Origin of the sequence: Pseudoalteromonas sp. NZS71, from assembly GCF_015864715.1 — a bacterium.
Lineage (GTDB): Bacteria > Pseudomonadota > Gammaproteobacteria > Enterobacterales > Alteromonadaceae > Pseudoalteromonas > Pseudoalteromonas arctica.
The window spans coordinates 34,789-61,730 of sequence record NZ_JADYWS010000013.1; the positions used below are offsets into that span (position 1 = coordinate 34,789).

The 26,942-nt window shown below is 39.3% G+C and carries 19 protein-coding genes; 6 read left to right on the forward strand and 13 right to left on the reverse strand.

Annotated elements, in window-relative coordinates; genetic code table 11:
- Window positions 1-161: 161 nt before the first annotated feature.
- From I6E85_RS10205 to I6E85_RS10250, 10 genes are all read right to left on the reverse strand, one after another.
- On the reverse strand, window positions 162-2,558 hold the full coding sequence (locus I6E85_RS10205) for a PKD domain-containing protein (protein ID WP_197236923.1): 2,397 nt from the start codon (window positions 2,556-2,558) through the stop codon (window positions 162-164).
- Window positions 2,559-2,780: 222 nt separating this feature from the next.
- Window positions 2,781-3,674 (reverse strand): DUF4097 family beta strand repeat protein, encoded by an 894-nt coding sequence (locus I6E85_RS10210; protein ID WP_024589607.1) that lies wholly within the window; start codon window positions 3,672-3,674, stop codon window positions 2,781-2,783.
- A 203-nt stretch (window positions 3,675-3,877) separates the two neighbouring features.
- Window positions 3,878-5,881, reverse strand: a complete 2,004-nt coding sequence (locus I6E85_RS10215; RefSeq protein WP_182672113.1) for a methyl-accepting chemotaxis protein — start codon at window positions 5,879-5,881, stop codon at window positions 3,878-3,880.
- A gap of 288 nt (window positions 5,882-6,169) precedes the next feature.
- Window positions 6,170-8,701 carry a TonB-dependent siderophore receptor gene (locus I6E85_RS10220; RefSeq protein ID WP_197236924.1) on the reverse strand — a complete coding sequence of 844 codons (2,532 nt, stop codon included), beginning with the start codon at window positions 8,699-8,701 and terminating at the stop codon, window positions 6,170-6,172.
- A 532-nt stretch (window positions 8,702-9,233) separates the two neighbouring features.
- Window positions 9,234-10,079, reverse strand: a complete 846-nt coding sequence (locus tag I6E85_RS10225; RefSeq protein ID WP_197236925.1) for a DUF4198 domain-containing protein — start codon at window positions 10,077-10,079, stop codon at window positions 9,234-9,236.
- Between the two features lie 38 nt (window positions 10,080-10,117).
- A complete protein-coding gene (locus I6E85_RS10230) occupies window positions 10,118-10,627 on the reverse strand; it encodes a DUF2271 domain-containing protein (protein WP_007580449.1) in 510 nt (169 codons plus the stop codon).
- Entirely contained in the window at window positions 10,627-11,259 is a 633-nt protein-coding gene (locus I6E85_RS10235; protein WP_197236926.1) for a PepSY-associated TM helix domain-containing protein, read from the reverse strand. The genes I6E85_RS10230 and I6E85_RS10235 overlap by 1 nt, the downstream gene beginning before the upstream one ends.
- 124 nt (window positions 11,260-11,383) lie before the next feature.
- Window positions 11,384-11,779, reverse strand: a complete 396-nt coding sequence (locus I6E85_RS10240) for a YbaN family protein (protein ID WP_197236927.1) — start codon at window positions 11,777-11,779, stop codon at window positions 11,384-11,386.
- Window positions 11,780-11,907: 128 nt separating this feature from the next.
- Window positions 11,908-13,233, reverse strand: coding sequence for a carbohydrate porin (locus I6E85_RS10245; protein WP_197236928.1), 1,326 nt, complete (start codon window positions 13,231-13,233; stop codon window positions 11,908-11,910).
- A gap of 99 nt (window positions 13,234-13,332) precedes the next feature.
- Window positions 13,333-13,815 (reverse strand): MarR family winged helix-turn-helix transcriptional regulator, encoded by a 483-nt coding sequence (locus I6E85_RS10250; protein ID WP_024589614.1) that lies wholly within the window; start codon window positions 13,813-13,815, stop codon window positions 13,333-13,335.
- A gap of 427 nt (window positions 13,816-14,242) precedes the next feature.
- Here I6E85_RS10250 and I6E85_RS10255 point away from each other — a divergent pair, with 427 nt between their 5' ends.
- From I6E85_RS10255 to I6E85_RS10270, 4 genes are all read left to right on the forward strand, one after another.
- Window positions 14,243-15,091 (forward strand): D-hexose-6-phosphate mutarotase, encoded by an 849-nt coding sequence (locus I6E85_RS10255; RefSeq protein ID WP_101163835.1) that lies wholly within the window; start codon window positions 14,243-14,245, stop codon window positions 15,089-15,091.
- A 36-nt stretch (window positions 15,092-15,127) separates the two neighbouring features.
- A complete protein-coding gene (locus I6E85_RS10260; RefSeq protein WP_024589616.1) occupies window positions 15,128-15,661 on the forward strand; it encodes a PH domain-containing protein in 534 nt (177 codons plus the stop codon).
- Window positions 15,654-17,201: a PH domain-containing protein gene (locus tag I6E85_RS10265; protein ID WP_024607264.1), complete on the forward strand. Its 1,548-nt coding sequence runs from the start codon at window positions 15,654-15,656 to the stop codon at window positions 17,199-17,201. Before I6E85_RS10260 ends, I6E85_RS10265 begins: the two co-directional genes overlap by 8 nt.
- Before the next feature lie 122 nt (window positions 17,202-17,323).
- Window positions 17,324-20,140: a hypothetical protein gene (locus I6E85_RS10270; RefSeq protein ID WP_197236929.1), complete on the forward strand. Its 2,817-nt coding sequence runs from the start codon at window positions 17,324-17,326 to the stop codon at window positions 20,138-20,140.
- A 16-nt stretch (window positions 20,141-20,156) separates the two neighbouring features.
- Here I6E85_RS10270 and I6E85_RS10275 read toward each other — a convergent pair whose 3' ends face one another.
- Both I6E85_RS10275 and I6E85_RS10280 read right to left on the reverse strand, forming a co-directional pair.
- Window positions 20,157-21,317, reverse strand: coding sequence for a lipopolysaccharide assembly protein LapB (locus I6E85_RS10275; RefSeq protein ID WP_197236930.1), 1,161 nt, complete (start codon window positions 21,315-21,317; stop codon window positions 20,157-20,159).
- 75 nt (window positions 21,318-21,392) lie between these two features.
- Entirely contained in the window at window positions 21,393-22,526 is a 1,134-nt protein-coding gene (locus tag I6E85_RS10280; RefSeq protein ID WP_024589620.1) for a PepSY domain-containing protein, read from the reverse strand.
- Between the two features lie 290 nt (window positions 22,527-22,816).
- On the opposite strand from I6E85_RS10280, the gene I6E85_RS10285 reads away from it, so the two are divergent.
- Complete coding sequence (locus I6E85_RS10285; RefSeq protein ID WP_024589621.1) at window positions 22,817-23,431, forward strand: PQ-loop repeat-containing protein; 615 nt, start codon at window positions 22,817-22,819, stop codon at window positions 23,429-23,431.
- Window positions 23,432-23,503: 72 nt separating this feature from the next.
- A complete protein-coding gene (locus tag I6E85_RS10290; protein WP_197236931.1) occupies window positions 23,504-24,292 on the forward strand; it encodes a PhzF family phenazine biosynthesis protein in 789 nt (262 codons plus the stop codon).
- 69 nt (window positions 24,293-24,361) lie between these two features.
- Here the strand turns inward: I6E85_RS10290 and I6E85_RS10295 are convergent, their stop codons facing one another.
- A complete protein-coding gene (locus I6E85_RS10295; protein WP_197112618.1) occupies window positions 24,362-26,869 on the reverse strand; it encodes a zinc-dependent metalloprotease in 2,508 nt (835 codons plus the stop codon).
- Window positions 26,870-26,942 lie beyond the last annotated feature (73 nt).

Genomic DNA, 26,942 nt, shown 5'->3' on the forward strand with positions numbered 1-26,942 from the left:
GTTTATCCTAATAACATCAAGGCTTTTAGAATGGCTTAGCTGCTTATAAAATACAATGGATTATATGGCTCAAAGTTGCTTATTTATCAGTAGTTATAACACTAATGGTTATAACTACTGGGCTAAAAATAGCACCTTATGTTAAAGGGCTTATTTGGGGGCTAAATATTACAAATACTTATAATTGCTGAGCTTGGTTGGCCTGAATCAGAATGGTAAATAGTAATGTTTGAGCTGATTGTATTTTCAACGTTTGTTTCAATTACTGTTACTTCAAATTCGGCTGATGCAGGTAGGTCGATATCTAATTCGCTATCGAGGTAAGTGCTTCCGCTTTTTTGCAAAGTAAGTGGTTTTGTTTGATCAAAGCTAAATTGAAAGCTATCTGACGCTAAAAGTGTATCTACCATGTTAAAGCGTAGGTTAACTGTGTCGGGGCCTGAAAACTCAGCACACACAAATACCGAAACCTCAACAGCTTGTAAAACGGGCATGCTATTTTGGCCTATATCCACAGTAAAGTTGCTTTGCGTAATTGCTACAGAGTTATATTCCCCAACTGCAATCCTTTGATCTGCTGTTTTTATCGTTATTTTTTCACCTTGCGCTAAATTAACCTCTTCATCAAAAAAGCCATTTGTGTTGGTGCTGTACTGTTGTCCATTAATTGTTAGCTGTGCATTGCTTATAGCCGCTTTTTGCACATTAGTGAGTTGTCCTTTAATGCGACCGGTAAGTTGTGCAGAGTTAGTTACTGTAATTGAAAATTGCACACTTTTTGAAAAGCCATCAGCATCAGTTGCGACAACGGTTAGCGTGTAACTACCTGTCATATCGGCGATAAATTCGGTAATACTTTGGTTTGTATTGCTTAAACCGGTGCTCGAGCCTGAAGGGGCTGATAGCGTCCAAGCGTAATCGAGAGAGGTTCCCTCTGGGTCGTAACTTTGGCTTACATCAAATGTAACTGCATTGCCCACTACATCGTAGCGTGATTGCTCCCCCGTGAAGCTAATTACTGGCAATGCGTTTTGTATTACATCAATTGTTAGGGTTTTTGTGTCAGAGAACTGCACGCCATCGTTAGTGCGTAACGAAATAACCACTTGTCCCTCTACTGATGCGCTAAACGTTGGTTTTGATATTGTATTACTGCTAAGCGTTGCTTGGCCTTGCGACGAAATGATTTCCCATTGGTAGCTTAGTGGCTGGCCCTCTGGATCGTAACTAGTTGAGGCATCAAGTAAAACTTGTTCATCAACCGTTATGGAGGTTGCATAAGTTACCAAAGTAATAGGCTTTTTATTACTACTGGCGTGCAGTACTGAGGTTGCTTGGTTTGAGCTTAATTGCCCATCAGACACTGTAAGCACTACAACGTAGTCGCCTTCTTTATCGGCAACAATAGAGGGCGTTGTTGATGTGTTGTTAGTCAGTTGCGATGCACTATTTACAGGCTTGGCTTGTAACTGCCAGTTATAACTCAGCGTATCTCCGTCTGGGTCGCTGCATTGTTGGCACTGCAAAGTGGTTGATTCGTTTAACGTAATATCACGTTCGGATTCAAGTGTTGCAACTGGGGCTTTATTACTTGTGGTAACAGTTAAAGTAACTGATGCGGTATCACTTTCGTTTTGTTGATCGGTAACGGTGAGTGAAAGCGTGTAATCTCCAGCTGTTGACGCTGAAAACCCAGCGGTATGATTTTGCATGTTTGAAAGAGCTGGCGTGCTGCCCTGGGGTTTTGATGTAATTGCCCAGGCATAACTAAGCGTATCGTTTTTATCGGGATCAGTACTTTGGTTACCATAAAGTGTAACAACTTCATTTTGGGCAATTGTTTGATTTTCTACGTTTATAACCGCTTGTGGCGATGAGTTAGAATTAAGTGATTCACTTTTTATGAGTACGACAGTGCTTGCCGTATCACCTTGTGAATCAGTAACGGTAAGCTCAACTTTAAACTCGCCTATTTCGTCGGCAACAAACTGGCTTTTTACTTGAGTCGCATTTTCAAGCGTTGCATTACTTGCTACGGGCTTGGTAATAAATTGCCATTTGTATTGATTAATGGCGCCGCTGGTTGTGCTACTTTGCGCGCCATTTAAAAGCACAACATCACCTTGTTTAACGGTTTGTGTGCTACCTGCGTTAGCAATTAGTTGGGTATTTGCAGTAACGGTGAGTTGTTTTTGTGCAGGTGTGCTTGAAAGCTTGCCGTCACTCACGGTTAATACTAATTGGTACTCTTGTGCTTCAGATACCGAAAACTCAACGGTACTTTCGTTATTAACCGTAATCGGTATTTCTACTTGTTCGTTTTTGCTGGTTAATTGCCATTGATAGGTGAGTGCATCGCCATCGGGGTCGCTACTTTGTGCTGCGCTAAAAACGAGGGTGGTATTTACTTTAAACCCCGATTGCTCGGTGGTGATAACCGCAACAGGCTTTGTGTTAGTGCTGAGCGGTTTAGTTACTGTTTTGGAGTCTGAACCACCAGAGCCACATGCAACAAGCGTGAATAGAGTCGTGATTAGAATTAAGAGCTTCCATTTCATAGTATTAATATCCTTTTAATAAAGTCGAATACTAATATGTACCGAAATTAGCTATAAAGCAAAAAAATAAATCAAATAAGTACTTTTTATATTATTTTAGGAAATAGTTAACGTGAAACAGTGCTGCTTTTAAATAACTTATACTTTGAGAGGAGTGCTTTATGCCCAGATTGAGAGGGCATAAAGTATATTAAATGGCAGTTGAATAACGCTTAAATAAAGTTAGTCTGCTACTTTTACTGAACCGCTAATATTATCGATACTTACATCGCCCGAGCCCGACTCAGTAATAGTCAGCCCCTTTGCATGATTAACGCGAATATCACCCGAACCGTCTTCAATTGTTACGCTTGAGCCAATATGCTCAATGATCATGTCGCCAGAGTTATCATCAACATTAACAGCACCGCTTATATTATTGATTGTTATATCACCCGATCCATCTTCAACGTTTAGCGAACCGCTTATGTTGCTCACGTGCATTTCGCCAGAACCATCGTCAATAGTTGCATTGCCGGTTACGTTGTTTATATGAATACTGCCAGAGCCGTCGGTTAGTTCTAAATTACCTGCGATGTTTTCAAGGTTTACTTCACCTGAGCCATCGTCAACAGTTAGGTTTTTAGCACCGCTTATTGTTAAATCTCCTGAGCCGTCTTTTACATCAATATTGCTTTGCATAGCATTTATTAAAATGTCGCCAGAGCCATCATCAATATCTAAATTTAGATTACTTGGCACAGTAACCACTAAATTAATACTTGGAGATTGACCACTGTAAAAGCTAATACCATTACGGCTTTTATTTTGGGCAACAAGCTTTGCCTGTTTACCGTCTTGCTCGAGCGTTAGCTCGTATTCGTCTTCAATGTCGGCTGTGTAAATAGTGGCATCAACACTGATGCTGGTGGCCGTTTTTGAGCCTTTTATTTCAAGGCTACCTGCGCCGCTTAACACATTTAAATATTCTAAATTATTACTTGGCAGTGATAGCTGTTTAGTTTGTTTTACCGACGCAACGCTTGGCGATATATGAAATACACAGCCACTTAATAATAAAATGCCGCCAATAAGTGAAAGTGGTTTTGCAATACTTAATTGTGTTGATGAGCTCATGTTTAGTCCTTTGGTATTTATTGTTTGTATTTATATAAACAATATAGAGCAAAAATGAGGCCGAAATGTAAGTTATTGTTTTATATAGGGTGGTGTTTTTTTATGAAAGTTGAAATACTAATAAGTGGTTAAAGTAACTAACTATTAATAAAAAAGGATGCGCGATGCATCCTTTGTTTAATTTAGAAACTTTAACTGTGGTATTAATGTGCTCTGAAGTAGCTTATTTGTTGCTTAATTTTTTCAGCTAATGTCATTAGTTCACTTGCCGAATTTACAGTACTTTGCGTGCGAGACTCACCCTCTTTAGCGAGTTGGCTTATAGAGTGTAAATTTTGAGTAATCTCTGCTGCAACGGTGCTTTGTTGATCTGTTGCCTCAGCTATATTATTTGATGAGCGAGTTAGATCACCAATACTTTGAGTGATTAAGTTAAGTTGCTCTCCTGTTTTTTCGCCCTCTTCAGCTGATTTAATACCCAACTGACGGCTTTGTTCCATTTGTTTAGTTGCGGCGGTAACTTGTATTTGTAGCTGTTCAATTGTTTGGCTAATTTCTAAAATTGATTTTTGAGTGCGCTGCGCTAATGTTCTAACTTCATCGGCTACAACTGCAAACCCTCTACCTTGTTCGCCAGCTCTTGCCGCTTCTATTGCTGCATTAAGTGCTAGTAAGTTTGTTTGCTCAGCAATCCCATTAATTACTTCGGTTACTTTACTTATTTCGTTACTCGCGGTGTTTACTTTTTCTACAGAGTTATGGCTATCATTTAACTGTTGGCTTAGTTGCATTAAATCATTAACAACTTGGGTTAATTGTGTTCGACCTAATTGAGCTTCTGCATCAACTTGTTGGGTTCGTTGAGCGCCTTCATTTGCGTTATTGGCTACATCTTTAATGGATACTGACATTTCTTCGATGGCGGTGGCTATTAGATCTGTTTGCCCCATCATTGCATGTGCTTCTTTGCCGTTAGTGAGTGCAATTTTTTTGGAGATGCCCGCTTGCTTTTCCAGCTCAACTACAGAGTTTTGTAAGGCGAGTATTAGTTTTTTGAGTTCAACCGACATGCTGCTTACACTCGCGGTAATTTGGTCTATTTCATTTTCACTATTTGTGTTGGTATTTAAAAAATGTTGTGACAAATCACCTTTACCTAATGCATCAACGCTACGTGTTAACTGTCTTAATGGTTTAAGTGTTTTTACTAGCACCCAAAAAAGTAAAATTGAGATAGCAAGGATCCCCCCAACAGACGTTATGCTGTTAACTACCATTAGTTTTATGCTTTCTTCAGTGAGTTCGCTTTCTTTTACACGACCAAGTAAGGTCCAATCCCACCCAGGTACCGTTTTACTGTAAGCAAACATCGGGGTGTTATTTTCACTATTGTATTTTAATGACAGACCCTTTTTAATTGCCTCTAGATTAAGCCCATCAAGTGCTTTGGAGTTCACTTTTGAGTCAACTGCGGCCTCTTTACCCGCTATAACTACATCATTTGTATTTCTGAAAACAAATAAGTTACCGCTTTCTTCAATTACTATTTTATTAACAGACTCTCTCAGCGATGCCAGTGCATCGTTTATATTAAAACCTATGTATAAAATACCAATTACTTGGTTTTGTTTATTTTTAATTGGTTGGTAAACAGTCATATACTCGTTGCCGAATAATTTAGCGTAACCTTCATAGCTTTGACCGTTCATAAGAGGCTGATAGCCTGGGTGTTTTTTTCCTAGGTATGTGCCAATAGCCCGTTGCCCATCACTCTTTTTTAAAGAGGTAGTAATACGAAAAAAATCATCCCCATCTCGCATAAATACCGTGGCGTTACCTCCGGTTAATTTAGCGTAATTTTCAACAATATCGATATTGTTATTAACCTGTTCACCATCATGTAAAAGAATAGGAACCATAGTATCTACGACCATTACTTTTTGATCGCTTTTTTTAAATTCACCAGGGTACATACCTTTAAATACGGTCGCATTGCGTTTTGCTATTGCAAGTAGGCTGTCGTATTGGAGTTCTAAAAGATCTGAAATAGCGGTTATTTCAGACTTAATCGCAGTTTCACTTTTTTCAGAAAGTGTATTAGCCGAGATTAAATAGGTAGATAGTCCCACTAAACTAAAAATACATAACGTTAAAGTGAATGCTAGGGCACCAATTTGTTTTGATATTGACCAGTTTTTATAGCTCATACTTCACTCCAAAGAAAGACGGTATTTATGCGTACTTAGTTTAATTATAGGCGTTTTAAGTTGTTTTTTGATGACTTACTAGCAACTAAATTAACCTAATAATCAATTTATCATATAAAAAAAATTTAATAATAATAAAAAGTTAGCAATTTATGTTGAAGGTGTTATTGCTGAATTTATTTGATTATAGCTAGGATGGTTATTTTTATTACTATTTTTTAAATATAAAGAATCCGATATGGCATGCCATATCGGATTTTAATTTAACTCATTAAATTTAAATTTAAATTAAAAGCTGTAAGTAATATTACCGTATAAGAAACGCCCGTCTAATCCGTAAGGTGCATACGGTGTGTACGGGAATATTTGGCCAAAGTCAGAGTAACCAATGTTATCCACGGTTGCTTGTGGGTACTGATCGAATAAGTTGTTTGCACCAACGGCAAATTTCCAATATTCGTCTGGACGGTATGCCACTTCTAGGTCGGTGATCCATTTAGGGTCTAGGTATTCATCGCGATCGGCTGTAGTTGATATATCAGCGACTTCACCATAACGTGTGGCACGAAGCGTTGTTTGCCATTCGTTAAAGTTCCACACTGCTGATAGGTTCCATTTGCTATCTGGCGTGCCTTCTTCAAAGCGACCTACTTCACGACGTGCAAACACTACGTAGTCGTCACCTAGTGAGTTAAGCTGTGCTGGGTTGTCGTTTACGTGTGTTACTTCGGTATCGTTAAAGTTAGCAGCTACGTTTAGGCGTAAATCACCTAAGTTGTCTAAATCTAGGTTATAAGTGGCCACTATATCTACACCTTGCGTGCGCGAGTCGATAGCGTTGGTAAAGTAACGTACGCTTTCGGTGTTTAGCTCACCGGCATTTTGTAGTATTTCAACAACTGCATCGCCCTCTAGGTTTTCAGACAATACAATACGGTCATCAATATCAATACGGTATGCATCAACGGTTAAGCTAAAGCTCCCTTGAGTGTAAATAAAGCCAGCTGTAACGTTTACTGACTCTTCAGCATCTAATGGCTGGGCACCTAGCGCTTGCGCTGCTGCAGAATCAGTTGGGAATAAACCAACTTCAAATGGTTGGTTGTTTTCAAGTACGGTTGATATTTGGCGGTACGAGCTTTGCGCTAAAGATGGCGCACGGAAACCTGTGCTAATTGCACCGCGCAGTGATAGGTTTTCAGTAATGCTGTAACGCGAAGCAAGCTTAGAAGTAAATGTGTCACCAAAGTCGCTGTAATCTTCATAACGACCCGCTAAAACGACGTTCCAGTTTTCTGTTAAGTAGGTATCAAACTCAACAAATAAAGCGATGTTATGACGGCTTTCGTCAGTCGCACTTTCTGGTCCAAAACCAGCAAGTACTTGCGCGCCACCGGCTGCAATTGGGTTACCATCGCTATCAAGTGCGGTGATGTAAGACGCTTCTTCGCCTTCTTCTATTTTGTAGCTTTCGTGGCGATATTCAGTACCTACGGTAAAAAATACGTCATCAGGTAAGCCTAAATCGAGAGTGGTATTGGCCGTTGCGTTTACTAAAAACTGATCGTAAACCAATGCACCGTTGTCAAATTCGGTTGGGCTGTCGGCACCTAGTGATGTATTAATACTATTTACAACACCGAAACCAAAGTCGTTGCGGCCGTAGTTGGTACTTACATCCCATGTCCAGTCGTTAGTTTCGCCTTGTAAGCCCAATGCAAATGAGTAGTCTTGTACGTCTGTTTCAATTTGCGGTAAAAAGCCATCTGGGTACACTTCTAAAACGTTACGGCTGTCTTTTGCTCGGCGGTAAAAACCACCTGAATTACCTTCACGCTTTGAGTAGCTACCAAATGAATAAAGGTTTAAGCCGTTATCTAAATCGTAACCCATGTTGTAAAACAACGCGTAATCTTCAAGGTCTGCTTTACCAAAGCGGTGGTTGTAACGATCGATAGTAAATTCGCGTGGGTCTAGGCTGCCATCATCAAGGCGACTGTATTGTTCGCGAGGGTCAAAGCCTGAGCGTTGCGTTGAGTCGTTATCGCGGTATTCAATTGATACGTTTACAAAGCCGTTATCAGATAACGCAAAACCAGAGTTTGCGCTAACAGTGCGTGTCGCACCGTCGTTTACTTCTCTGTCGCCACCGGTATTAAAGGCTAAGTCGCCGTTTGCGTCTGCATAGGTGCTTTCTAGCTGAGATACACCAGCCATTTGAGTATCGTATTTACCGTACGTTACGCTTACGCTACCGCCTTCTGAGGCATCTTTAAGTACAATGTTAATTACCCCAGCAATTGCATCAGAACCGTACTGTGCGGCTGCGCCATCACGTAGTACTTCAACACGTTTAATTGCAGAGGTTGGGATCATGTTCAAATCAACAGCTGTAGAGCCTCGGCCAACAACACCCGCTAAGTTTAATAGCGCACCGGCATGGCGGCGCTTACCGTTTATAAGTACTAATGTGTGATCGGGTGCTAATCCACGTAAAACAGCTGGTTTTGCATGGTCAGTACCATCACCCATAGTGGCACTTGGGTAGTTAAAGCTAGGTACTTGGTTTGCTAGTATTTGGCTTATTTCTAGCTGACCCGTACTTTGCATATCACCGCTGGTAATAATATCTACGGGTACCGTACTTTCGGCAATACTGCGTAAGCTTCTGCGAGTACCGGTAACCGAAATTACTTCGATATTCTTTTCTGCTTGATTATCTTGCTCTGCGGCAACGGCCATAGAGTAAGGTGTGCTAAGTGCAGTGGTAACGGCCAAGCTAAGTGCTAGTTTATTTGCAGATAAACGCTTAAAAGTCATTAATTGTTCCCCAAGAGCTGCTAGTCGAAAAGGAGCGCATCATATAGAAGCGACTACCCTAGTGCAAAGATAAAAACTATCTAAGATATTCTAAGTTGTTAACACGTGAAGCTGGGGCGTGTTGCCTTGGTGATTGAATTTGCAGCAGTATGTTTGGCTTTTAGGCAAGGCAGAGCCTATGTAGTGTGGTTACTCCCCATAAATAGGCGATAACGCAGCATAAATGCCAAACATGCGCTGCCCTTTGGGTTCTTTCTAGGAACGATTAACTCTTTGTTACTCAGTTTTTACTTAGCCCACTAGGTTACAAACCTCGCGCCGCGATTAAATCGCTCCTAGATTGAATAAATTTCAATCCACAAAGGCCAACACGCCCCAGTGTTTACGCGCGATATAGGCGTTTGGATCGTTGTAGTTGCAATCTTGTGTCGAATGGTTGCGAATTCAAGGGAATTTTAGATAAAAGTTAGTAAGACGTAAAAAGGCCAAGCAAATGCTTGGCCTTTCAATTTTTTAAATTTAGTGATTTAAATTATTCAGGGGCAACTTCAAGCGTTGTAAATAATGCATAACGTCCTGCATCTACGCCTTCTTCATTTACGGTAACCTTGTTAGAGGTTTCGATTAGGTATAGGCCTGGTTCTTTCCACGTAATTGTAAACATACCTTCTTTATCGGTCGTTACTTTTACTTCGCCACGGTCGTTACGGTAGCGTGTGTCGCCTTTTAAAATACTTACTTCAATGCCTTCACCGGCAGATTTACCATCTTGTAAAAGCTGAAACTTAGCGCTTTCACCTACAAATAAGTCATTTGGATGCGTTGGTCCACTAAGCTCTAAGCCTAAACCTAACTGTGCAGGCTTTGAGGTGCCATTTCGGCTTACAAATGTATCTACTGTTGAAATAACCTTCGTTGTAGTTACATCTTTAGCGTTGCTTGGTAACTCGGCTTCTGTTTTTTTACCAAATACGCGCTTGCGCTTACCTTCTTCGTTTTTATAGAAGGTCATATACATTGGCTTTTGGGTCATTGCAATGTGGTAAGTGCCTTGCTCTGTTAAGCTTACCGCAGCTGAGCTTTTACGTTTTAAGTAATAAGCACGGATGGTTTCAGATACTGGCTCACCATTAGGCGCAAGTGCCATTAATAATGTGTCGTCGTACTCGGCGCCTTTTTCTTTAGGTTTAAAGGCTTTGTCTGGTGCAAAAATTTCGTTTGAAATACTTGCGTCAATCATTACGTAATGCGCTTTATCGCCTGATAAAGATGTATGCGAAGGTAGTAACCAACGTCCGTGTGCACTTGCTGAAGTTGACACTAAAGCAGATAAGCTCAATGCGCCGATTAATGCAGTTTTTAATAAATTAATTTTCATTATTTTTCCTTTGCTTAAATTCTAGTAATAAATAGGTGCTACTTAGTGCTTACAGTGACGAAACTTTGTGAAAACTCGTTTTTACCATCAATTGTAATTTTTCCCGACTTTGTTAAATCAAGCTCAACACGGGCGTAATCTCTACCGCCTTCTTCGCGTACAACTTCAATATTTAGTAAGTATTTACCTGGTTTTACTGGGTTACCGTCTAAATCGTTACCTTGCCAATTTATAGTGTAAGTACCCGCGCGTTTTGTTGCGCCGCTAATGCCGTCAAAGTTGGCATCGCTTTTACCGGCTTTACGCCACCATTGGCGTAAGTCTTTAAACCATTCTGCTTTTTGTACCCAAAGTGCAAGCGTTGTAACGTGTTTGCGCTCTGGTGTTTCAAGCCAAACTGCAACGTATGGACGGTGATACGGTTGTACTTCTAAGTCGGGAAGCGTTAATTCAACCTCTAGCTGTGGTGTTTGTGCATGCGCTGTTGTTTGAAAAAACGCAGCTACGAGCAGTAATGCGGCGCTTATAAATAATTTAAATTTAACCATTAAGGCACTCCTTTTATTTGTGGAACCCAACATAAATAAATAACCAGTGGAGTTGCGACTCCTAGTAAGGTTATCCATATTCCTGCTAAGCGTTTTTTTCTATTTTGAAACAAAATAATCATGCCGGTGATGGCAAATAAAATCATTAGTACGGCAGATATATCAATCACCCAACTCCATACTTCACCGCTGTGGCGGCCTTTATGTAAGTCGCCAATGAGGCTTAAAAAGCCACCTGTTTGGTAATCAAGGTTTAACTCGCCAGTTGTAAAATCAAGCTCTGCGTAAGCAAACCCAGCAGGCAGTGGGTAGTCGAGCATGACAAGCGCGTCTTCTTTTTCCCACTCAATGCTTTTTACTTTTGTAAGTGCATATTGCTCGGCTAAGTAAGCTTCTATTTCTGGGTAAAGCGTTGGCAAGGTATTTAGCTGCTCATTTGCTTTGGTAACTAGCTCAGCTGGAATTACCGCCGTTACTTGGCCGTTATTTTTGTCGTTTTTAAGCCAATCAATATGGTTGAGCACAATGCCGCTAACGCAAAATAAAATAAGCAAAAAAAACAAAGCTGTAGAAATATAAATATGTAGAGCACGGCTTGTGCTATACAAAGCCCGCTTATTAATAAACGACATAAAAACAGTAAATAAATTAAATTTACAACATGATAATGATTTGCATTAGCTATTACAAATTTACTTACTTATCTTTACATAAAAACTTTAAAACAGAGGTGGTATGCAGGTAAAAAATGAATATTTAATGCTTAGGGGGGCTGGAAGGTCTTAAAATAAGGTAAATCATTACCGATACTTCTATTACTGCAACTAGATAAATAACCCAAATAGGGGCGGCTGAATACAGTAAAAATATAAATCCAATTAACATGCCAATGGCGGCGTAGCATTTGGCTTTAACAGGCACTACTTTATGGGCTTGCCATTGCTGCAGAGTTACACCGTAACGAGGGTGGTTTAACAGCCATTGTTCAAGCGCGGGTGATGAGCGAGTAAAGCAGGTGAGCGCTAAAATAAAAAATATAGTGGTAGGCATGACCGGTAACACAATGCCAATAATACCAAAGGCTACAAGTATTAAGCCAAGCGCTTTAAACCATAAGTTTTTATAACAAATAAACACTGCTTTTATATTCACTTAGGCTCTTTTTAGGCGTGTTATGGTATCTCTAATTGTAGGCTAAATAGCTATTAATTCGAAGCTTAAAATCAATAAAAAAGGGCAAACTAAGTTTGCCCTTTTAAAAAATAAATGCGGTTAACAGTTTAGAAGTAGTAACCAATATTTATGTTGAAGCGACGTTCTGTATCGCCATCACCAATAATTGTTCCGCCAATAAATGGCTGGTTACGTGCTTGAATAAAGTCGAAGTAACTAAAGAAACCACCTGCAGCAACACTCATACCCGTTACGTTCATCCATGTATCTGCACTATCGTCAGACTTGTCATAAATAATGCCGTAATCGTTGTAAAATTGAATGTCGGTAACTGGGCCCCAATCAAGCGAGTAATTATAAGCAACGTTAAAGTTAGTCATAGTTGCTTCGCTAGATACGGTATCGTAATAAGCATACGCACCAACAACAAAACGGTCGCTGCTGTCGTCTAGATCGTAGTCGTATTCACCGTGTTGAAATTGGATATTCCAGTTGTTAATTGTGCTATCAACATGAAATGCCCATGCGCCGTAGTTACCTGCACGATCGTTACCGTCATGTAAGCCACCACTTAATAATGATACACCCACATCGGTAGTTATATTTTTGCTGTGCTCAATTTGATACGTCGCACGCCCGGCAAACGTATTGTATTCGCCTATGCGAGAGCCTGGTGCATCGTATGTATCTTCCTCTGCTGAACGACTACCAATAATGTCGTAAGAGTAACGATGGTTAATATCTGAAGAGCCACCGTCTATACCACCTAGCTCATCATTTTTGAAAAAGCCTAGGTCTAGTTTCCAGTTATCTTTAAGTTTACGTTTTACTACTACACCTAAATCAAAATCGTCTTCTAGACCTACGTAATAATTAGTACTGAAAAAGTAGCTGTGTGAGTTGTATGGGCCATTACCAAAAGGCACGGGTGCAATACCTGCTTGTCCTTCCCAGCCATCTGCAAACTCGTAACCTAAGTAAGCATACTTAACAACGGTCATGTAATCGTAAAAACGTACTTCACCGTTAAGTGAAATATCGTTAATTTCACCAGATACATTTATACGGAAAATATCAAAATCAAAATCGCCACCGCGATCTTGGGTATCTTCATCGTATGTGTTGGTGCTGTAATTAAAGCGTATTGCTCCACCAACTTTAATACCTTCATTTTTTTTCTCAGGTTCAGCTGCGGCAACTTCAACTACTTTTTGATCAGATTTTTTACTGATGTTTGCAACTTGTTGTTCGTGCTGCTTATTAATTTGCTGTTGTTTTGTTTTTTCATCAGCTAACTTATTTTCAAGCAATTGCATTTGTTGCTTTAGCTGTTTAAGTTGGCTTTGTAGTGTGTCTAGATCATCAGACGCATAAGAAGTGCTTGTAACACCACCTAGGACTAGTGCTAGTGTTAATTTTGAGAGTTTAGTCATAATAGCCGCTCTGCTTGTGATTAAAAAATAAAAAATTCAAGACGTCAAAAAACGCCTTACGTTTAGAGTAAGTACAAAACTATGTATTTTTTTTATTGTTTATTCTTTAGGAGCTTGAGTAAGTGCACCAACTTCTAGAAGGGGCGATGCATCTAATTTATCTGCATCCATCATCGCGGCTACACGCTGCATTGATGAGAGTAAAAGGCTCTGTTCCCACTCAGCAAGCGCAGAAAACTTTTCAATAAAGTGTTGTTGCAATGGCTGAGGTGCTTTATCAAGTAACTCTTTTCCTTTTTCGGTGAGGTATAAGCTCACTCTGCGTTTATCCATTTGACTGCGTACGCGTGTTACTAAATCTCTGCTTTCAATTCTGTCGAGAATATTGGTGACCGTTGCCGGGCTTAAATTTACGTTCTGAGCTATACGGCTCGCTGTTATTCCATCGGTTTTTTCAACTTCTTGCATTATAAGCAGTTGTGGCCCAGTTAAACCTGAAGTTTTATTTAGCTGCTTAGAATGTAAGTCAATCGCGCGGATCACTTTACGTAAAGAAACCAATAACTCGTCATATTTTTGCATTTGCTTATCTCATCGATGGGGCGGTAGTTTGCCGTAATCGCGAAATGTTACACATCAAATAAATTGAATTCAAACAATATATTGCACATTAGGCCGCTTTTGTTGGTTTTTAATAGTTAGAGCAGTAACTAATGTAAAATTATATTGTTTAAATTATAGTAAATTTTCTTAGCATCTTGTATGCATTAAGTTGCGCACAGTACGTATGTTGTGAATAATTGGCAAGTCTTATTGTATAGACTTTAGTATTATTCATTTACAGCTGTTAGTACAAAGTAATTGTTTGTGAGTTTACTGTATATGTATTAATCGGCAATGAACAAATTTAGCAATCAATATTTAATATCAATAGCGTATACTTTAAGCATGCATTATTGTTTCTGCACAAATATTAAAAATCTTTAGTATCAGTATTATAGGGGAAGGTATGAAATTATCGCCATCAGTTAGCATTGAGCAAAGCGAAACCGGTCTTGAGTTTATTAAAATAGCTAGCTCAAAGTGCGATGCAAAAATATTTTTGCAAGGTGGGCAAATTACCGAGTTTATCCCTAAAAATAACAAGCCACTTATATGGGTATCACAAGACGAAACTTATCAAGAAAAGGCAAGTATTCGAGGTGGTATTCCTATTTGTTGGCCGTGGTTTGGTACACACGCTAATGATGGGTGGCCTGCCCATGGTTTTGCGCGCACAAGCGTGTGGCAAGCTGATGAAGTACACGAATCTGATGAGAAAATTACAGTTAGTTTAAAGCTACCCATGAAGCTTGTTAATACAACGTATTGGCCATATCAGTCAGCATTAAAAGTTGAGTTTGTATTAAGCGATAAATTACAGGTTAGCTTAACGACCACTAACTTAGGGAGTGCGCCATTTAGCTTTACCCAAGCGCTGCATACCTATTTTCCTACATCAGACATTACAAAGACCCATGTAAATGGTTTGCAAGGCGCCCAATATATTGAGTTTAGCGAAGGGCCATTTGTACAAAACGATGTTGTAAGCTTTAATCGCGAAACCGACATGGTTTATACACAAGCAAATACAATGCAAACTATTAATACGCCAGAAGGTGTTATTAATGTGAGCCGCGAAAACTCAAGTTCGTGTGTACTGTGGAATCCATGGATAGAAAAATCAAAACGCTTATCTAACTTTGCTGATGATGAATATAAAACAATGCTCTGCTTAGAGGCTGCTAATGTACTGACAGATAAAGTAACGCTTGAGCCAAAACAAAGCCACACCTTAATAACCACCATTAGTTGGTAAGCTAGTCATAATTAAAAGCAGGAATAGGGACAAATAGTGTTTAACAATCAACAAATAATGGATTTACCAAAGCATAGTGATATTAGCTTTAAGCCATTGGCTGATAAAGCCTTATTACATACACAGCTTAGCTCGCTTCTGTTTTATATACCGCTAATTGGAGCGCTTATTGCTGTTTGTTATTTTAATGAAGCCTTTGCTAATAATGCACAAACGTATTTGCTAATTGGTATGCCTATTTTGGTGGCCGTATCTATGCTGTACAACATGATAAGTGTGAGGTTACGAGGTTTTGCAGTGCGAAATCATGACATTGCTTTTAAAAAAGGCGTTATTTGGCAACAAGTGACGGTATTACCTTTAGCGCGTGTACAGCATATGGAAATACACCAAGGGCCAATAGAGCGAAAACTTAGCCTTGCGAGTATTAAATTATTTAGCGCTGGTGGTGTAAGTGCCGATTTACAAATTAGTGGGCTAACCCATGATGATTGTAAAAATATGCGCCAATTTGTACAAAACTACCGCCAAGACGACGCAACTACTCAGGCAGCTTTAGTCGATGAGTAATACAACTATCGAAGATAAAGCGAGCCCTATTTACTGGCAGAAAGTATCGCCCTGGGCACTTTTATACTTTGTTGTGCACTTTAGTGTGCGCTTTGTAAAAGATGGCCTTTTAAACTTACTACCTATGCTTGTCGTGTTTGTTACTCAAGTAGAAAATAAGTTGTTTTGGGCACAGGTTGCAGGTGGGATTGCGCTAATTTCGTTGCTTATTTACTCATTTTTATATTATTTAAATTTTAAGTTTTGTATTAGTAGCGACAACGAAATATTGCTTAACAAAGGTGTATTTAAAAAAGAGCGACTTACGCTTAAATTTGGTCGTGTGCAAAACGTTAATATTGCCGAGCCATTTTATTTTACCCCCGTAAACTTAGTTAATTGTATTTTTGATGCAGCTGGCAGTGTGTCACAAGAAGTTGTTTTACCTGGCGTCACTAAAGATTATGCACAGCAAATGCGTAAACAAATATTTGATTTTAAAGCACAGCAACAGCAAGAAATACAAAATACTGAACAAAGCAAAACAGACATTATCGAAAACAGCCTAAGCATTAGCAATAAAGAAATAGCTAAATTTGGTTTAATGTCGAATATGGCTATTTTAGCAATCGCTGCTTTGGCCCCTTTTATAAACCTGATTGTTGATTTTTTAGAGAAGCAAATTATTGCGAAAGTAGAAGGCTTTTACCAACAAGAGCTTGGTATGCTGGCAAGTGCTGCTACCTTTGCGATGATCACCTTAATTGTTTTGTTAGTTTTGGTGGCTGTAATGCTATCGGTGACTATGTCGCTTATTCGTTTTTATAACTTTGAGCTTTATTTTAAAGGTCAAAAGTTTAAACGTATTGCTGGCTTGTTGGAGCGCCATCAGCTTTCAATGAGCATGGATAAAGTGCAATCTATTGTTATTAAGCAAAACCTAATGGGGCGATTACTAAAGCGATTTACCGTTGAGTGCTTGCAAGCAAGTAGCGGGGGAATAGCAGCCGGTGTTGCGGCTAAAAAAAATAAACAAACCTTGGTATTACCCGTATTAAATAGCGAACAAGTTGATAGTGTATGCCAATGGATTTACCCGTGGTTTAATAGTAAAAAACTCGCTTTTAAGCGCGCAGAGCGAGCGCTTTTGTATAAAAATTTAGGCTTTTATTCACTGTTACCGAGTGCATTAGTGTTTGGCTTTTGTTTTATTGCTGATATTAATACTTTGATAAGCCTTGGTGTTTTGGTGGTGTTTTCTGGCTTGGTAACTTTATCGTATCAGCGTTATGGTTATTACATGCATGAGGATAATGGTCGATTTTACATGGTTGTACGCAAAGGTATGGTTGGCGTTCATTACCGTGTTTTTGAGCTTTATAAAGCGCAAAGTGCACGCAGTATAAGCACGTACTTAATGAGAAAGTCAGGCTTAAAAAGCCTGTATATACAACTTGCTTCTGGCTTTGCATTTATGCCCTACATAAAGCAGCAAGATGCTGACTTTATTATTGATTTTACAATTAAGCAGATTGAGTCAGATACTCGCAGCTGGATGTAAACTCCCCTAATAAAACATGTGTAAATACACATTTGCACATGCTTTATTACACTTTCTTACTGCCCATGAAAGACATTTAATAATACCCTAGATGGTATTAAGGAATTCTTTTAGGGACGCTCATGAAAAAAACACTTATCGCATCAGCTTTATTACTAGTAGCACCAAGCTTTGCAGCCGATTGGCAAACTATTCATACTGAACATTTCAACATTCACTACAGTGTTGAGCATGCTGATTTTGCTAAATCAACTGCAACAGAGCTTGAAATAGTACGCACCAAAGTGCTTGAGCAGCAAAACAGAGCACTTGATAAAACAGTTGATGTAGTGGTGTTTGATCCCCTAAATGCAGCAAACGGCTTTGCGCTACCTACCTCAAGTAACCCTGTAATGGCACTTTTTACAACCCCACCACAATCCGACACAGTTATATCAAACAGCGCTGGCTGGCAGCAGTTGCTTGTGTTGCATGAATATATTCACTTAGTGCATTTAGCACAGCCTACACGCAATGACTGGCAGCAGAAAGTACGTGGTATATGGGATTTATACGACTTAACCTACAGTGATACGCCGCGCTGGGTAGCCGAAGGTTATGCCACATTGATTGAGTCTAAAATGACGGGTCGTGGACGTTTGTTTGATAACTACTCAGAGTCAATACTGCGAGAATTTGCTCAACAGGGCGCACTGCCAACCTATGGGCAGTTAAATGGCGAGCAGGGCTTTATGGGCGGCTCAATGGCGTATTTAATGGGTAGTCGCTTTTTAAATTGGTTAGAGAAAAACTATTCAGAACAAACACTCGATAGTGTTTGGGCGCGAATGCAAGGCGTAAAAACGCGGAATTTTGATGAGGCATTTAGCGGTGTGTTTGGGCAAAGTGCAGCCAAGCTATATCGCCGATTTATAGCTGAATATACCTATAAAGCAATGCAAATAGAGCAAGGGGAGCCGTTACTTAATAGTGAACTTTGGCTTGAGCTTAACTTATATGCAAGTAACCCAGTACTTTCAAAAGATGGTAGTAAAATTGCGATTGTTGAGCGAGATAAAGAGAGTAATACCAAGCTTATAATTTATAGCACTGATGACAACATTAAAGCGCAAGAAGAGTTTACTAAAGCGCAAAAAGAGCTACTCGAAAACGATGCACAAGATATTCCCGATACAGCGCCCAGTGTGTTTAAGCGCGAACAAAAACAAGTACTTAATCAAATTAACCGAGCCGGTATTGCAAATCCTCAATGGGTAAATAGCACAACGTTATATTTCAATGCGTACAGCAATGAAGAGTCGGGTATTTATAACAAAGTGTCTGACATATTTAGCTATAACACTGACACTGGAAATATTACACAACTTACCGAACTTGCTGGTATACGTCGTTTTAACGTAACCAGTAACGGCGAAACCTTGTATGGCGAGCAAATAAGAGATGGCTACTCTGAATTAGTAAAGGTTGATCTCAATACGCAAACCATCACACCATTATTTACAAAAAGCCTTGAGACAACTTACGATTACCCAATACTCAATCCTGATGAAACTAAATTAGCTTATTTATCAACATCATTAAATGAAAACTGGCAATTGTATATACAAGATGTAGGCGGCAATCAGCAGCAATTAGTACCTATGCCAAACGGGTATCAATATTTAAGTCAGCCGAGCTTTAGTCTTAATGGCGAGTCAATTTACTTTGTTGCAGGTTTAAATAGCGCTACTGATATTTATAACTACAACATAGAGAGTAAAACACTCACCAAGTTAACCCAAGGGCAAGATGCCGTTGCCCACCCAATTGAAATGGCCGATGGCTCGTTACTCTATTTTTCGATAACTGCAGATGGGCCAAATGTAAAAACACTGCCAAAAGCTATAAAAAGCACTGTAGTTACTGAGTTTGCAGCTAACAAAAAAGCACCGCTGCTAATAGTAAACGAACATACACTTCCAAAAGCTAAAATATATAAGCACGAAACTACAGAGCAAACAAATTACAACGTGCTCGACCAGCACGCTACTTTCGCGATTGGCTCCCAGTATTATTCGGCTTCTACCAGTTTGTTAGATTTAAGCATTAAAAGTAGCGACTTATTAAAGCAGCTCGACTTACAAGCGGGTTATAGCACTGATTTACACGATGGGGCATTGCACGGTGGTTATGTGCAGGCAAAATATAATGCGCTTGATGTAAAACTGAAACTTGCACTGTTTGACTACAATTTAGATACATCGCGCCAGTATCAGCAAAGTCTAAGTGCAGACATGGATGCCCGTGGTGGTTTTGCCGCAATAAGTTACCCCGTTAAATTTGGACAGTTAAGTTTAACACCAGAGCTTGCCTACAATTACACTGATTATAAGCAAAGCCATAAAAGTTGGACGCGTTTAGGTATTGCTCAAAATTGGCAATATGATCGTCAAGACTTTGCTATAGGCCAAAGTATTTATGCGAGTTGGTACGATGGCGGTAGCAAAAGTAATAATTGGCAAGGTTATGATTTAGCAGCAAAAATTTTTGGTAAAGCATTTGGTATTCCTCTTTATGCAAACTTTTCTCAAAAGCAACGTGACGACAGGAGCCTTGCATTAGGGGGCTTTAGCTCAAATCTTATTAATCAGCAGCAAAATAGTGAATATGTACTTTCATCTGAGCTGCCTTTTTACAGTGCAACTGCAAAGCGCTATCAAGGCTACGGTGGCGGCTTTAGCTTTAAAGAAGGCATGCCGTGGCTTTATTATAAGCAACATCAACTCGACGACACCGTATACGCACAAAGCTACGGCTTAAAATACCAAGGTGACTTTAGTTTTGGAATGGGGCCTGCAGGCGTAAATGATTTAACATTTAATATGGGTGTGTCGCGGGTTGAGGGCAGTAGCTTTGATGATGAAATGCGTGCTTGGCTGAGCTTTTATTATTCGTTATAAATATCAATTGGCTAAGTTACTTATCCATCTGCAAGGATAGTAACTTAGCTTGATATACATCGAGTTTTTGATTATCACGTTCTAGTTCAATTGCTTTCTCAAGTAAGGTTTGTGTTTGTTTAATATTACCTTGTTGATAGCGAACTTTTGCGAGTTCCAAGTATAGCTCAGCAATGTAAGGCGCTTTAGTAATAGCTTGCTCAAGGTGTGCTTTAGCCTGATGAGCGTGGCCAGCTTGTAAGTCGTTTTTAGCGATTACTAGTAATTCGTATGGGTCTTTTTCTTTATTAACTAATTGTGAAGTGAGCTCTTTAACAAGCTCTTTGTCGCCTAATTTTTTAGCTAAAAGCTGATAGTTGCTGATTAAATTAATGCTTATTTCATTATTACTAAGTGCTGTTTGATAGATGTTTTTAGCGCTTTGTAAATCACCAGTCCGACGATGCAAAATGCCCGCTATATTAAATAATTCAGGATCATTGGGAGTGTATTTGTTTGCTTGTAAAATAAGCGAGTAAGCAATATCCAGCTGTTTGTCTGCTAGCGCTGTTGCAGCTAAATTACTGTAAAACTTCGAAACTAAATCGTTATAATCTGCACTGCTTGAATAAAAACTGCGACGGGTAGGAAAGTAGTCGATTAAGGTGCCCGCTCTGAAAAATTCAACAATATTATCATCTTTTTTCTCTACTTTTGGGGCGTATACTCTTGTTCTAAAGTGGCTTGCTACATAAACAACATTATTTTCTTTTGCGTATACAGGCTGACTTGTTACTTCTTGAAAGCTCGTTTCTAGTCCGAGAGTTTGTGCATAGCTTTGTGTTAAAACAGCTAAGCTAATACAGTTGCCTTGCGAAAGTTTTAAGGCTTGGGCTGAAGTAAGTGTATCGCCGTGGTATTTAAAGTTAGCTAAGTTGCTTTCGAGGTAGTTGTAAATAATGCGGTCATGACGGATTTCAGACTGTTTTTGTTTTTCGGCATAGGCTAAAAATTTTTCTTTTTCAGCATTTGGCAGCTCGAAAATACTGTACTCAGAAGGAGTGTCGAGTTTATTAAACAAAGAATGGTTTAATAGTTGTTCAAGCTCTATTTGTTGTTCTACTTGCTGAACCTTGGTTGTGTTACATCCAACTAAATATAAAAAAGTAATACAGACTGCTATTTTATAAAACATCATAAACCCACTCCTTTATAAAACATCATAAACCCACTCCATTGTTAAATTTTACATTACAATGTGGTGGGTTTTTAATCAAGCACTTGCTGTACTGCGTTTACTTAAGCGGTTTTTTTGTGATTGTTTTTTACGTTTTCGGCGAGTAAACCATAAGTAAAAACCAGTACCTGCTAGCCACACTGGGCTTAAACCAATTACGCACCACAGTATTTTACTTATTAGCCCTGCAAAGTAGCCAAAATGAAGCTTTCTAAAACTATCAATTACCTGCCAGCCAACGCCTACTTCGCGAATATCCCAGTTAGCTATGTGCTCGCCTGTTAGCTTGTTATAGCTAACAGTATTGGCATACTCACTAGCAAGTGGGTTGGCGGTATCGACTTCGCCGAATAAGGTAATGTTTTCGTCAGGCTCGAGTGGCATAACTAAAAACGTGCCGTTAAAAGTGGGTATTTGTTTTTTACTGTCATTGAGTATGTGTTGAAATGAAATATCGCTACTGTGTAGGTTTTTGGTTAGTACAAAGTGCTCTTCCTCTGCGTGTTCAATAACTTCGTGATACCACACCGCCCAGTTAAAGTAGCCACCTGTGATAGCTAAAATAATAATGATGGGAGATCCTATAACCCCCGTCATTTTATGAATGTCGCTAAGTACAATTTGCAGTGTTGCACGCCAGCGCACACTAAATAGACGCTGCCAAAATTTACGATAAATAATAAGCCCAGTAATACCTAATACCAATAAAAACAGAGCAAAAAAGAAGCCTAGTACAGTGCCTGTTTGCCCTGGCAGGTTTTTAAAGTCGTTCAGTAAAAAAGTGTAATGTAGTTCTAAAAACCAATCGGTAAAATAATGGCTGGTACCAACAGGTTCAGACAAAATGTCACCCGTATACTGGTTTAAATGAAACTTATACCATTGCTCTGTGCCGCGTTTGACTAAGTAAACCCGATCAGCTGTATCATCGTTAAATATTTCCCAACTACCTACTACATATTCAGGGTAAGCATGCTCTGTTTTGGCAATTAACGTGTCGATTGGCATGCGCTCTGGCAGTGCATTTACAACAAAGTGGCTGCTTGGCATAAGTAAGCCATCTATTTCACTTTTAAAAACTAATACGCTCCCTGTAATACTAATAACAATCAATGGAATGATAGCTATTAGAGCGATCCAACTGTGAATTTTAAAAAGAGTTTTTCTCATAGGTAGTTTTATATACAGCAGCTAATGACTTGCGCATGATAACAACTATCATTTTTATTTAATAGTTTAGCGGTGAGGCTTTCTATTAAACCGGTAAACCGTGAACTTAATTCTACGGTTTTTGTATACCTAGCTTGCCAGTACCTAAAACAAGAATATCTTATTTAGTTGAGTTAAATTTACGCGGCTCTACAATGCCGCGCTCATAGTAAAAGCCTTTTAAAACAAATGTTTATTAAATGTTTTTATTTCTGCTTTTAATTAACATTTATGTAACGAGCGAGGTTGCTTTGGCGCATTATTTGCCTATATTGTCTTCATTTATTCTGGTTTTTAGTTTTTTACCATTACTAAACAAAATTCGAAAAAATCGTAGTGTCTCAGGTTTATCACTATTGATGATGACGTTTGGGTTAGCACAAAGCCTTTATTTTATAACCTACAATATTTATTTTGAGCGTTTTTATATTGCGTTACCATTTATTGTAACCGGTGCGTTAAGCGGGCTTATTTTATATTTTTTTGCACGTTATAACGCAGCTAAACGAGAACGTGTACAGCTGGTTACTATGCTAGGTTTTTCGTTACTGCCTTTTTCACTGCTTTTAAATTCAAGCCTTGATACTGCAACGGTATTAAGCGCTTTAACGTATGTTGGCCTTGTGATGAGTTCGGTACGTGTTATGCCGCAAACTTATAAAACATTGCGTACGGGTAATGTGAGTAATTTAAGCGCGCGCTACTTTAGCTTGCAGTTTATTGCTGGTATTTGCGGCTTAGTTGTTGAGCTTACAACAGCGGCTCCAAGCACGGCGCACTTACTTATGTTTATTATGCTGTTGCTTACCAATGCTGTGCAATTTGGTTGTATGCAATATTATAGAATGCGGCCTGTAATGGCTTAAAGCCAAAATAAAAGTGCTAATTTAGTTTAGGTATGGCAGTTTTAAGCTATTAATCATTACAAAGTTTAAACAATGCAATTAGCTATTCATCAAATTGATGCGTTTACGAATGAGTTATTTAAAGGTAACTATGCGGCAGTGATCCCACTAGAATCGTGGTTAAGTGACGATTTAATGCTAAAGATTGGCGCTGAGAATAACGTATCTGAAACTGCTTTTACTTGCCTGCAAGACGATGGCAGTTTTGCTATTCGTTGGTTTTCGCCGTTAATGGAAATCGATTTTTGTGGTCACGCCACACTTGCGGCTGCCTATGTTTTATGTGAAGAGCATAACATATCGCAAATTCGCTTTATTGCTGATGCGGTGGGCGAGCTAATCGTTAATAAAAACGCTGATGGTAGCTTTGCAATGACCTTTCCAAAACAAGCACCGGTTGAAGTGCAAAATGTGCCTCAGCAACTACTTGACGGCCTGTCTATACAACCGAGTAAAGTGCTTAAAAATCGCCAAGCCTATTTTGTTATTTATGAAAACGCCGATCAAATACTTGAATTAAAGACTAGCTCAGAGCTTTTAAAAACACTTTATCCACTTGATGTAGTGGCCACTGCTGCAAGTGCTGAATATGATTTTATATCTCGTTATTTTTGGCCTGCAAGCGGTGGCGACGAAGATTATGTAACAGGCTCTATTCATACTGGCTTAGCACCTTACTGGGCGCAGCAATTGGGTAAAACTACGTTAAGCGCTTATCAGGCTTCAAGCAGAGGCGGGCATTTACTATGTGAAGTGGGTGATACAACCGTCACCTTAACGGGGCATGCTGTAAGGTATTTAAAAGGCACTATTTATATTTGATCTGTGAATTAAGTTATAAAAAAGGCCACGTTAAACGTGGCCTTGGTTTACTCAATTAGCAGAGATATTTTACGCTTCTAGCGCTTTTGCAATTAAGCGATCAATATATTTTTTATGCGCTTTAGTCGCAGTATCTGCACCCCAAGCAACACTGGTATCGGCTATTTGAGTTAGCTGATATAACGCAGCTGTTTTAGCTAAGTTATCGTATTTACTTGCTTTGCCAAGACCTGCAATTGCGATTAGCTGATTAACATACTCAATTTGTAAGTTGTGACTAATAGAATTTGTGTCTTTGCTTTTCACAAAAATATTAGCGGTTAAATCTTGCATAAACTGAGTTAGGCTATATTCATTGCCGTACAAAGCAGTATCAGAAATACGCAGTAATACGGCTGGGTGTAATAGCTGCGCAAGTACAGATTTTTGCATACCTAAAATCATTTTGTGTGCTTTAGGGTCTTCATTTTTACCAAAGTGATTAAAGCCACGACGTTGCAGTTGCAAGTAGCTATATAGAGGTTGCATGTTTTGTAGTACGTCTGGTGCAAATACAAACTTTGCGAGTATATCCATCGCTTGTGTTTGACGCTCAAGAGATACCGGTGTAAATGGTTTATCTGCGTTTGCATCACCCACTACAGCACGCTCAACGTACACACCACCAATCTGGCGAGAAACAACACCCGCTTGAGCTCGGTACTGACCAAACAAGCTATTAGCAGAGGTAACAAGCTGTTGGTAAGACTCGCCTTTAACTGTTGCTTTATCTTTTAGCTCAGTAAATAGTTTATTAATTAGCGCCATACGATCTGCGCCATAGGCAGCAGGGTTTGACGACAAATCACCAATCATTACACGTGGATCGATATGGCGACCTGGTGCGCGCATATCGTCTGCATCGTTACCAAAGGCAAGGGCATGTTCACTTGAGCGAGCAAGTATTTTTTCAAGTCTAGCTTGCTCAGCAGCTTCATCTGCAAGTGCTACGCTGTAGCCGTAGTTAATTGCCCAATCATCGTAAGGACCTGGTTTTGTTTGAAAAATATCACCTTGCTGCATACCAATTGGGGCAATGTTAGCCGGTGCATAATCCATAACAGAACCGGTTACTATGCCTTGGGTTTTGTTTTTGTCGTGTACTTCTTTTTCATCCCACAAAATAGATGATTTCATATTGTGGTTAAGACCTAAAGTATGGCCAACTTCGTGAAGTACCAATTGCGTTAGACCTTGGCGAAGCATTTCTTTATCTTCAATTTTGTCGCCGCTAGCAAGACCTTTGGCAAGCATTAGATTTTGTTGAATCTCATGCCCTAGTGAGCAATTTAGCTCACCGGTATTTGTTGTTTCACCGTGGCTCATTGTTCCTTGAGTGAAAAGTGTGTCGTAAATCCAACGGTTTTTCATAAATACAAACTCAAGCATAATGTCTGAGCCCAGTATTTCGCCTGTTAATGGGTTAGCAAGTGCTGGACCGTATCCGCCAAATGGAGGCTTAGGTGACGAAGTCCAACGCAGTACGTTGTAATTAATATCGCCCGCATCCCAGTCTGCATCATCAGGTTGTACTTTTACCTCTAAGGCATTTTTAAAACCGGCTTTTTCAAAAGAAGTATTCCACGTTAAAACAGCGTCACGAATAGTATCGCGCCATTGGATAGGTGTGGTGTTTTCTATCCACCAAGTAATTGGTTTTACTGGCTCTGAAAGTGCTGCACTAGGATCTTTCTTTTGTAGATCCCAACGTTTTATAACATCTTCATAAGGTGCCCAATCGGTAGATGTCATTTGATCAAATTGATTTGTAAAATAACCAATGCGCGCATCGTCCATACGTGGTGCGTAGTTATTGCTAGGTAGAGCAACAAACGAGTGCTGAACTTTTACAGATACGCTACGTGGGTCGCTTACTGCATTTGAGCCACGTACCGTTGGGCTTGGGTTAGTAAATACGTAATCAACAACCACGTCTAAATTATTAGGGTATGGACGCTGTTTAATAATGCGTGATTTTTTATCGTCTAACTTGCCTACTTTAAAGCGCTTTTTAGCGTTTTTATCAGCTGGATTTGGCGTAGGTGATACTTTATGAAGTGCTTCGCTTAAAAATAACTTATTTACGTTGAATGCTATTTTACCGTCTTCTTCTTTTTCTATTTTAATGCTCGCAAGTACCGCTTCACTAATATTGGCATCACTCGCTTTTGAAATTGCACTGTTTTCGTCAAATTTATAGCGAGGTGTTTTGCTAATGATATCGATACGATCAAAGTATTTTCTAAATTCAATTAACTTAGTTTCACGGTACGAACCACGATAATGGCCTGCATCTGTAACGCCATCGACAGTGTGCGCAAAATATACAAACGGCGTATTAAGTTGGGACTCGTTAATCACCATAAGGTGCTTACCGGTTTTTTCATCTTGATAAAGGCTAAATATACCGGCAAATTCGGTTTGTCCTTTGATCATTTCGCTAAGTGTTTTTGGCTCTTTTTCGTCTTTTTTATCGGCTGCAAATGCATGGCTGCCAAACGCTAAGCTAAGCGCAAGGGTGATGGTCGTTAATTTCATTTTGAGACTTTTAATATTTGTTAATTTAATTGGACTGTACGTAAATTAATTTAATTTCGCACATCTTCGCGAC

Excerpts from the sequence above, each read along its gene's own strand:
- I6E85_RS10265 (WP_024607264.1), top strand. The coding sequence starts at position 15,654 with ATGAGTAATACAACTATCGAAGATAAAGCGAGCCCTATTTACTGGCAG.
- I6E85_RS10290 (WP_197236931.1), top strand. The coding sequence starts at position 23,504 with ATGCAATTAGCTATTCATCAAATTGATGCGTTTACGAATGAGTTATTT.
- I6E85_RS10275 (WP_197236930.1), bottom strand. The coding sequence starts at position 21,317 with ATGATGTTTTATAAAATAGCAGTCTGTATTACTTTTTTATATTTAGTT.
- I6E85_RS10230 (WP_007580449.1), bottom strand. The coding sequence starts at position 10,627 with ATGGTTAAATTTAAATTATTTATAAGCGCCGCATTACTGCTCGTAGCT.
- I6E85_RS10245 (WP_197236928.1), bottom strand. The coding sequence starts at position 13,233 with ATGACTAAACTCTCAAAATTAACACTAGCACTAGTCCTAGGTGGTGTT.
- I6E85_RS10205 (WP_197236923.1), bottom strand. The coding sequence starts at position 2,558 with ATGAAATGGAAGCTCTTAATTCTAATCACGACTCTATTCACGCTTGTT.
- I6E85_RS10220 (WP_197236924.1), bottom strand. The coding sequence starts at position 8,701 with ATGACTTTTAAGCGTTTATCTGCAAATAAACTAGCACTTAGCTTGGCC.
- I6E85_RS10270 (WP_197236929.1), top strand. The coding sequence starts at position 17,324 with ATGAAAAAAACACTTATCGCATCAGCTTTATTACTAGTAGCACCAAGC.
- I6E85_RS10235 (WP_197236926.1), bottom strand. The coding sequence starts at position 11,259 with ATGTCGTTTATTAATAAGCGGGCTTTGTATAGCACAAGCCGTGCTCTA.
- I6E85_RS10225 (WP_197236925.1), bottom strand. The coding sequence starts at position 10,079 with ATGAAAATTAATTTATTAAAAACTGCATTAATCGGCGCATTGAGCTTA.
- I6E85_RS10250 (WP_024589614.1), bottom strand. The coding sequence starts at position 13,815 with ATGCAAAAATATGACGAGTTATTGGTTTCTTTACGTAAAGTGATCCGC.
- I6E85_RS10280 (WP_024589620.1), bottom strand. The coding sequence starts at position 22,526 with ATGAGAAAAACTCTTTTTAAAATTCACAGTTGGATCGCTCTAATAGCT.
- I6E85_RS10215 (WP_182672113.1), bottom strand. The coding sequence starts at position 5,881 with ATGAGCTATAAAAACTGGTCAATATCAAAACAAATTGGTGCCCTAGCA.
- I6E85_RS10295 (WP_197112618.1), bottom strand. The coding sequence starts at position 26,869 with ATGAAATTAACGACCATCACCCTTGCGCTTAGCTTAGCGTTTGGCAGC.
- I6E85_RS10210 (WP_024589607.1), bottom strand. The coding sequence starts at position 3,674 with ATGAGCTCATCAACACAATTAAGTATTGCAAAACCACTTTCACTTATT.
- I6E85_RS10255 (WP_101163835.1), top strand. The coding sequence starts at position 14,243 with ATGAAATTATCGCCATCAGTTAGCATTGAGCAAAGCGAAACCGGTCTT.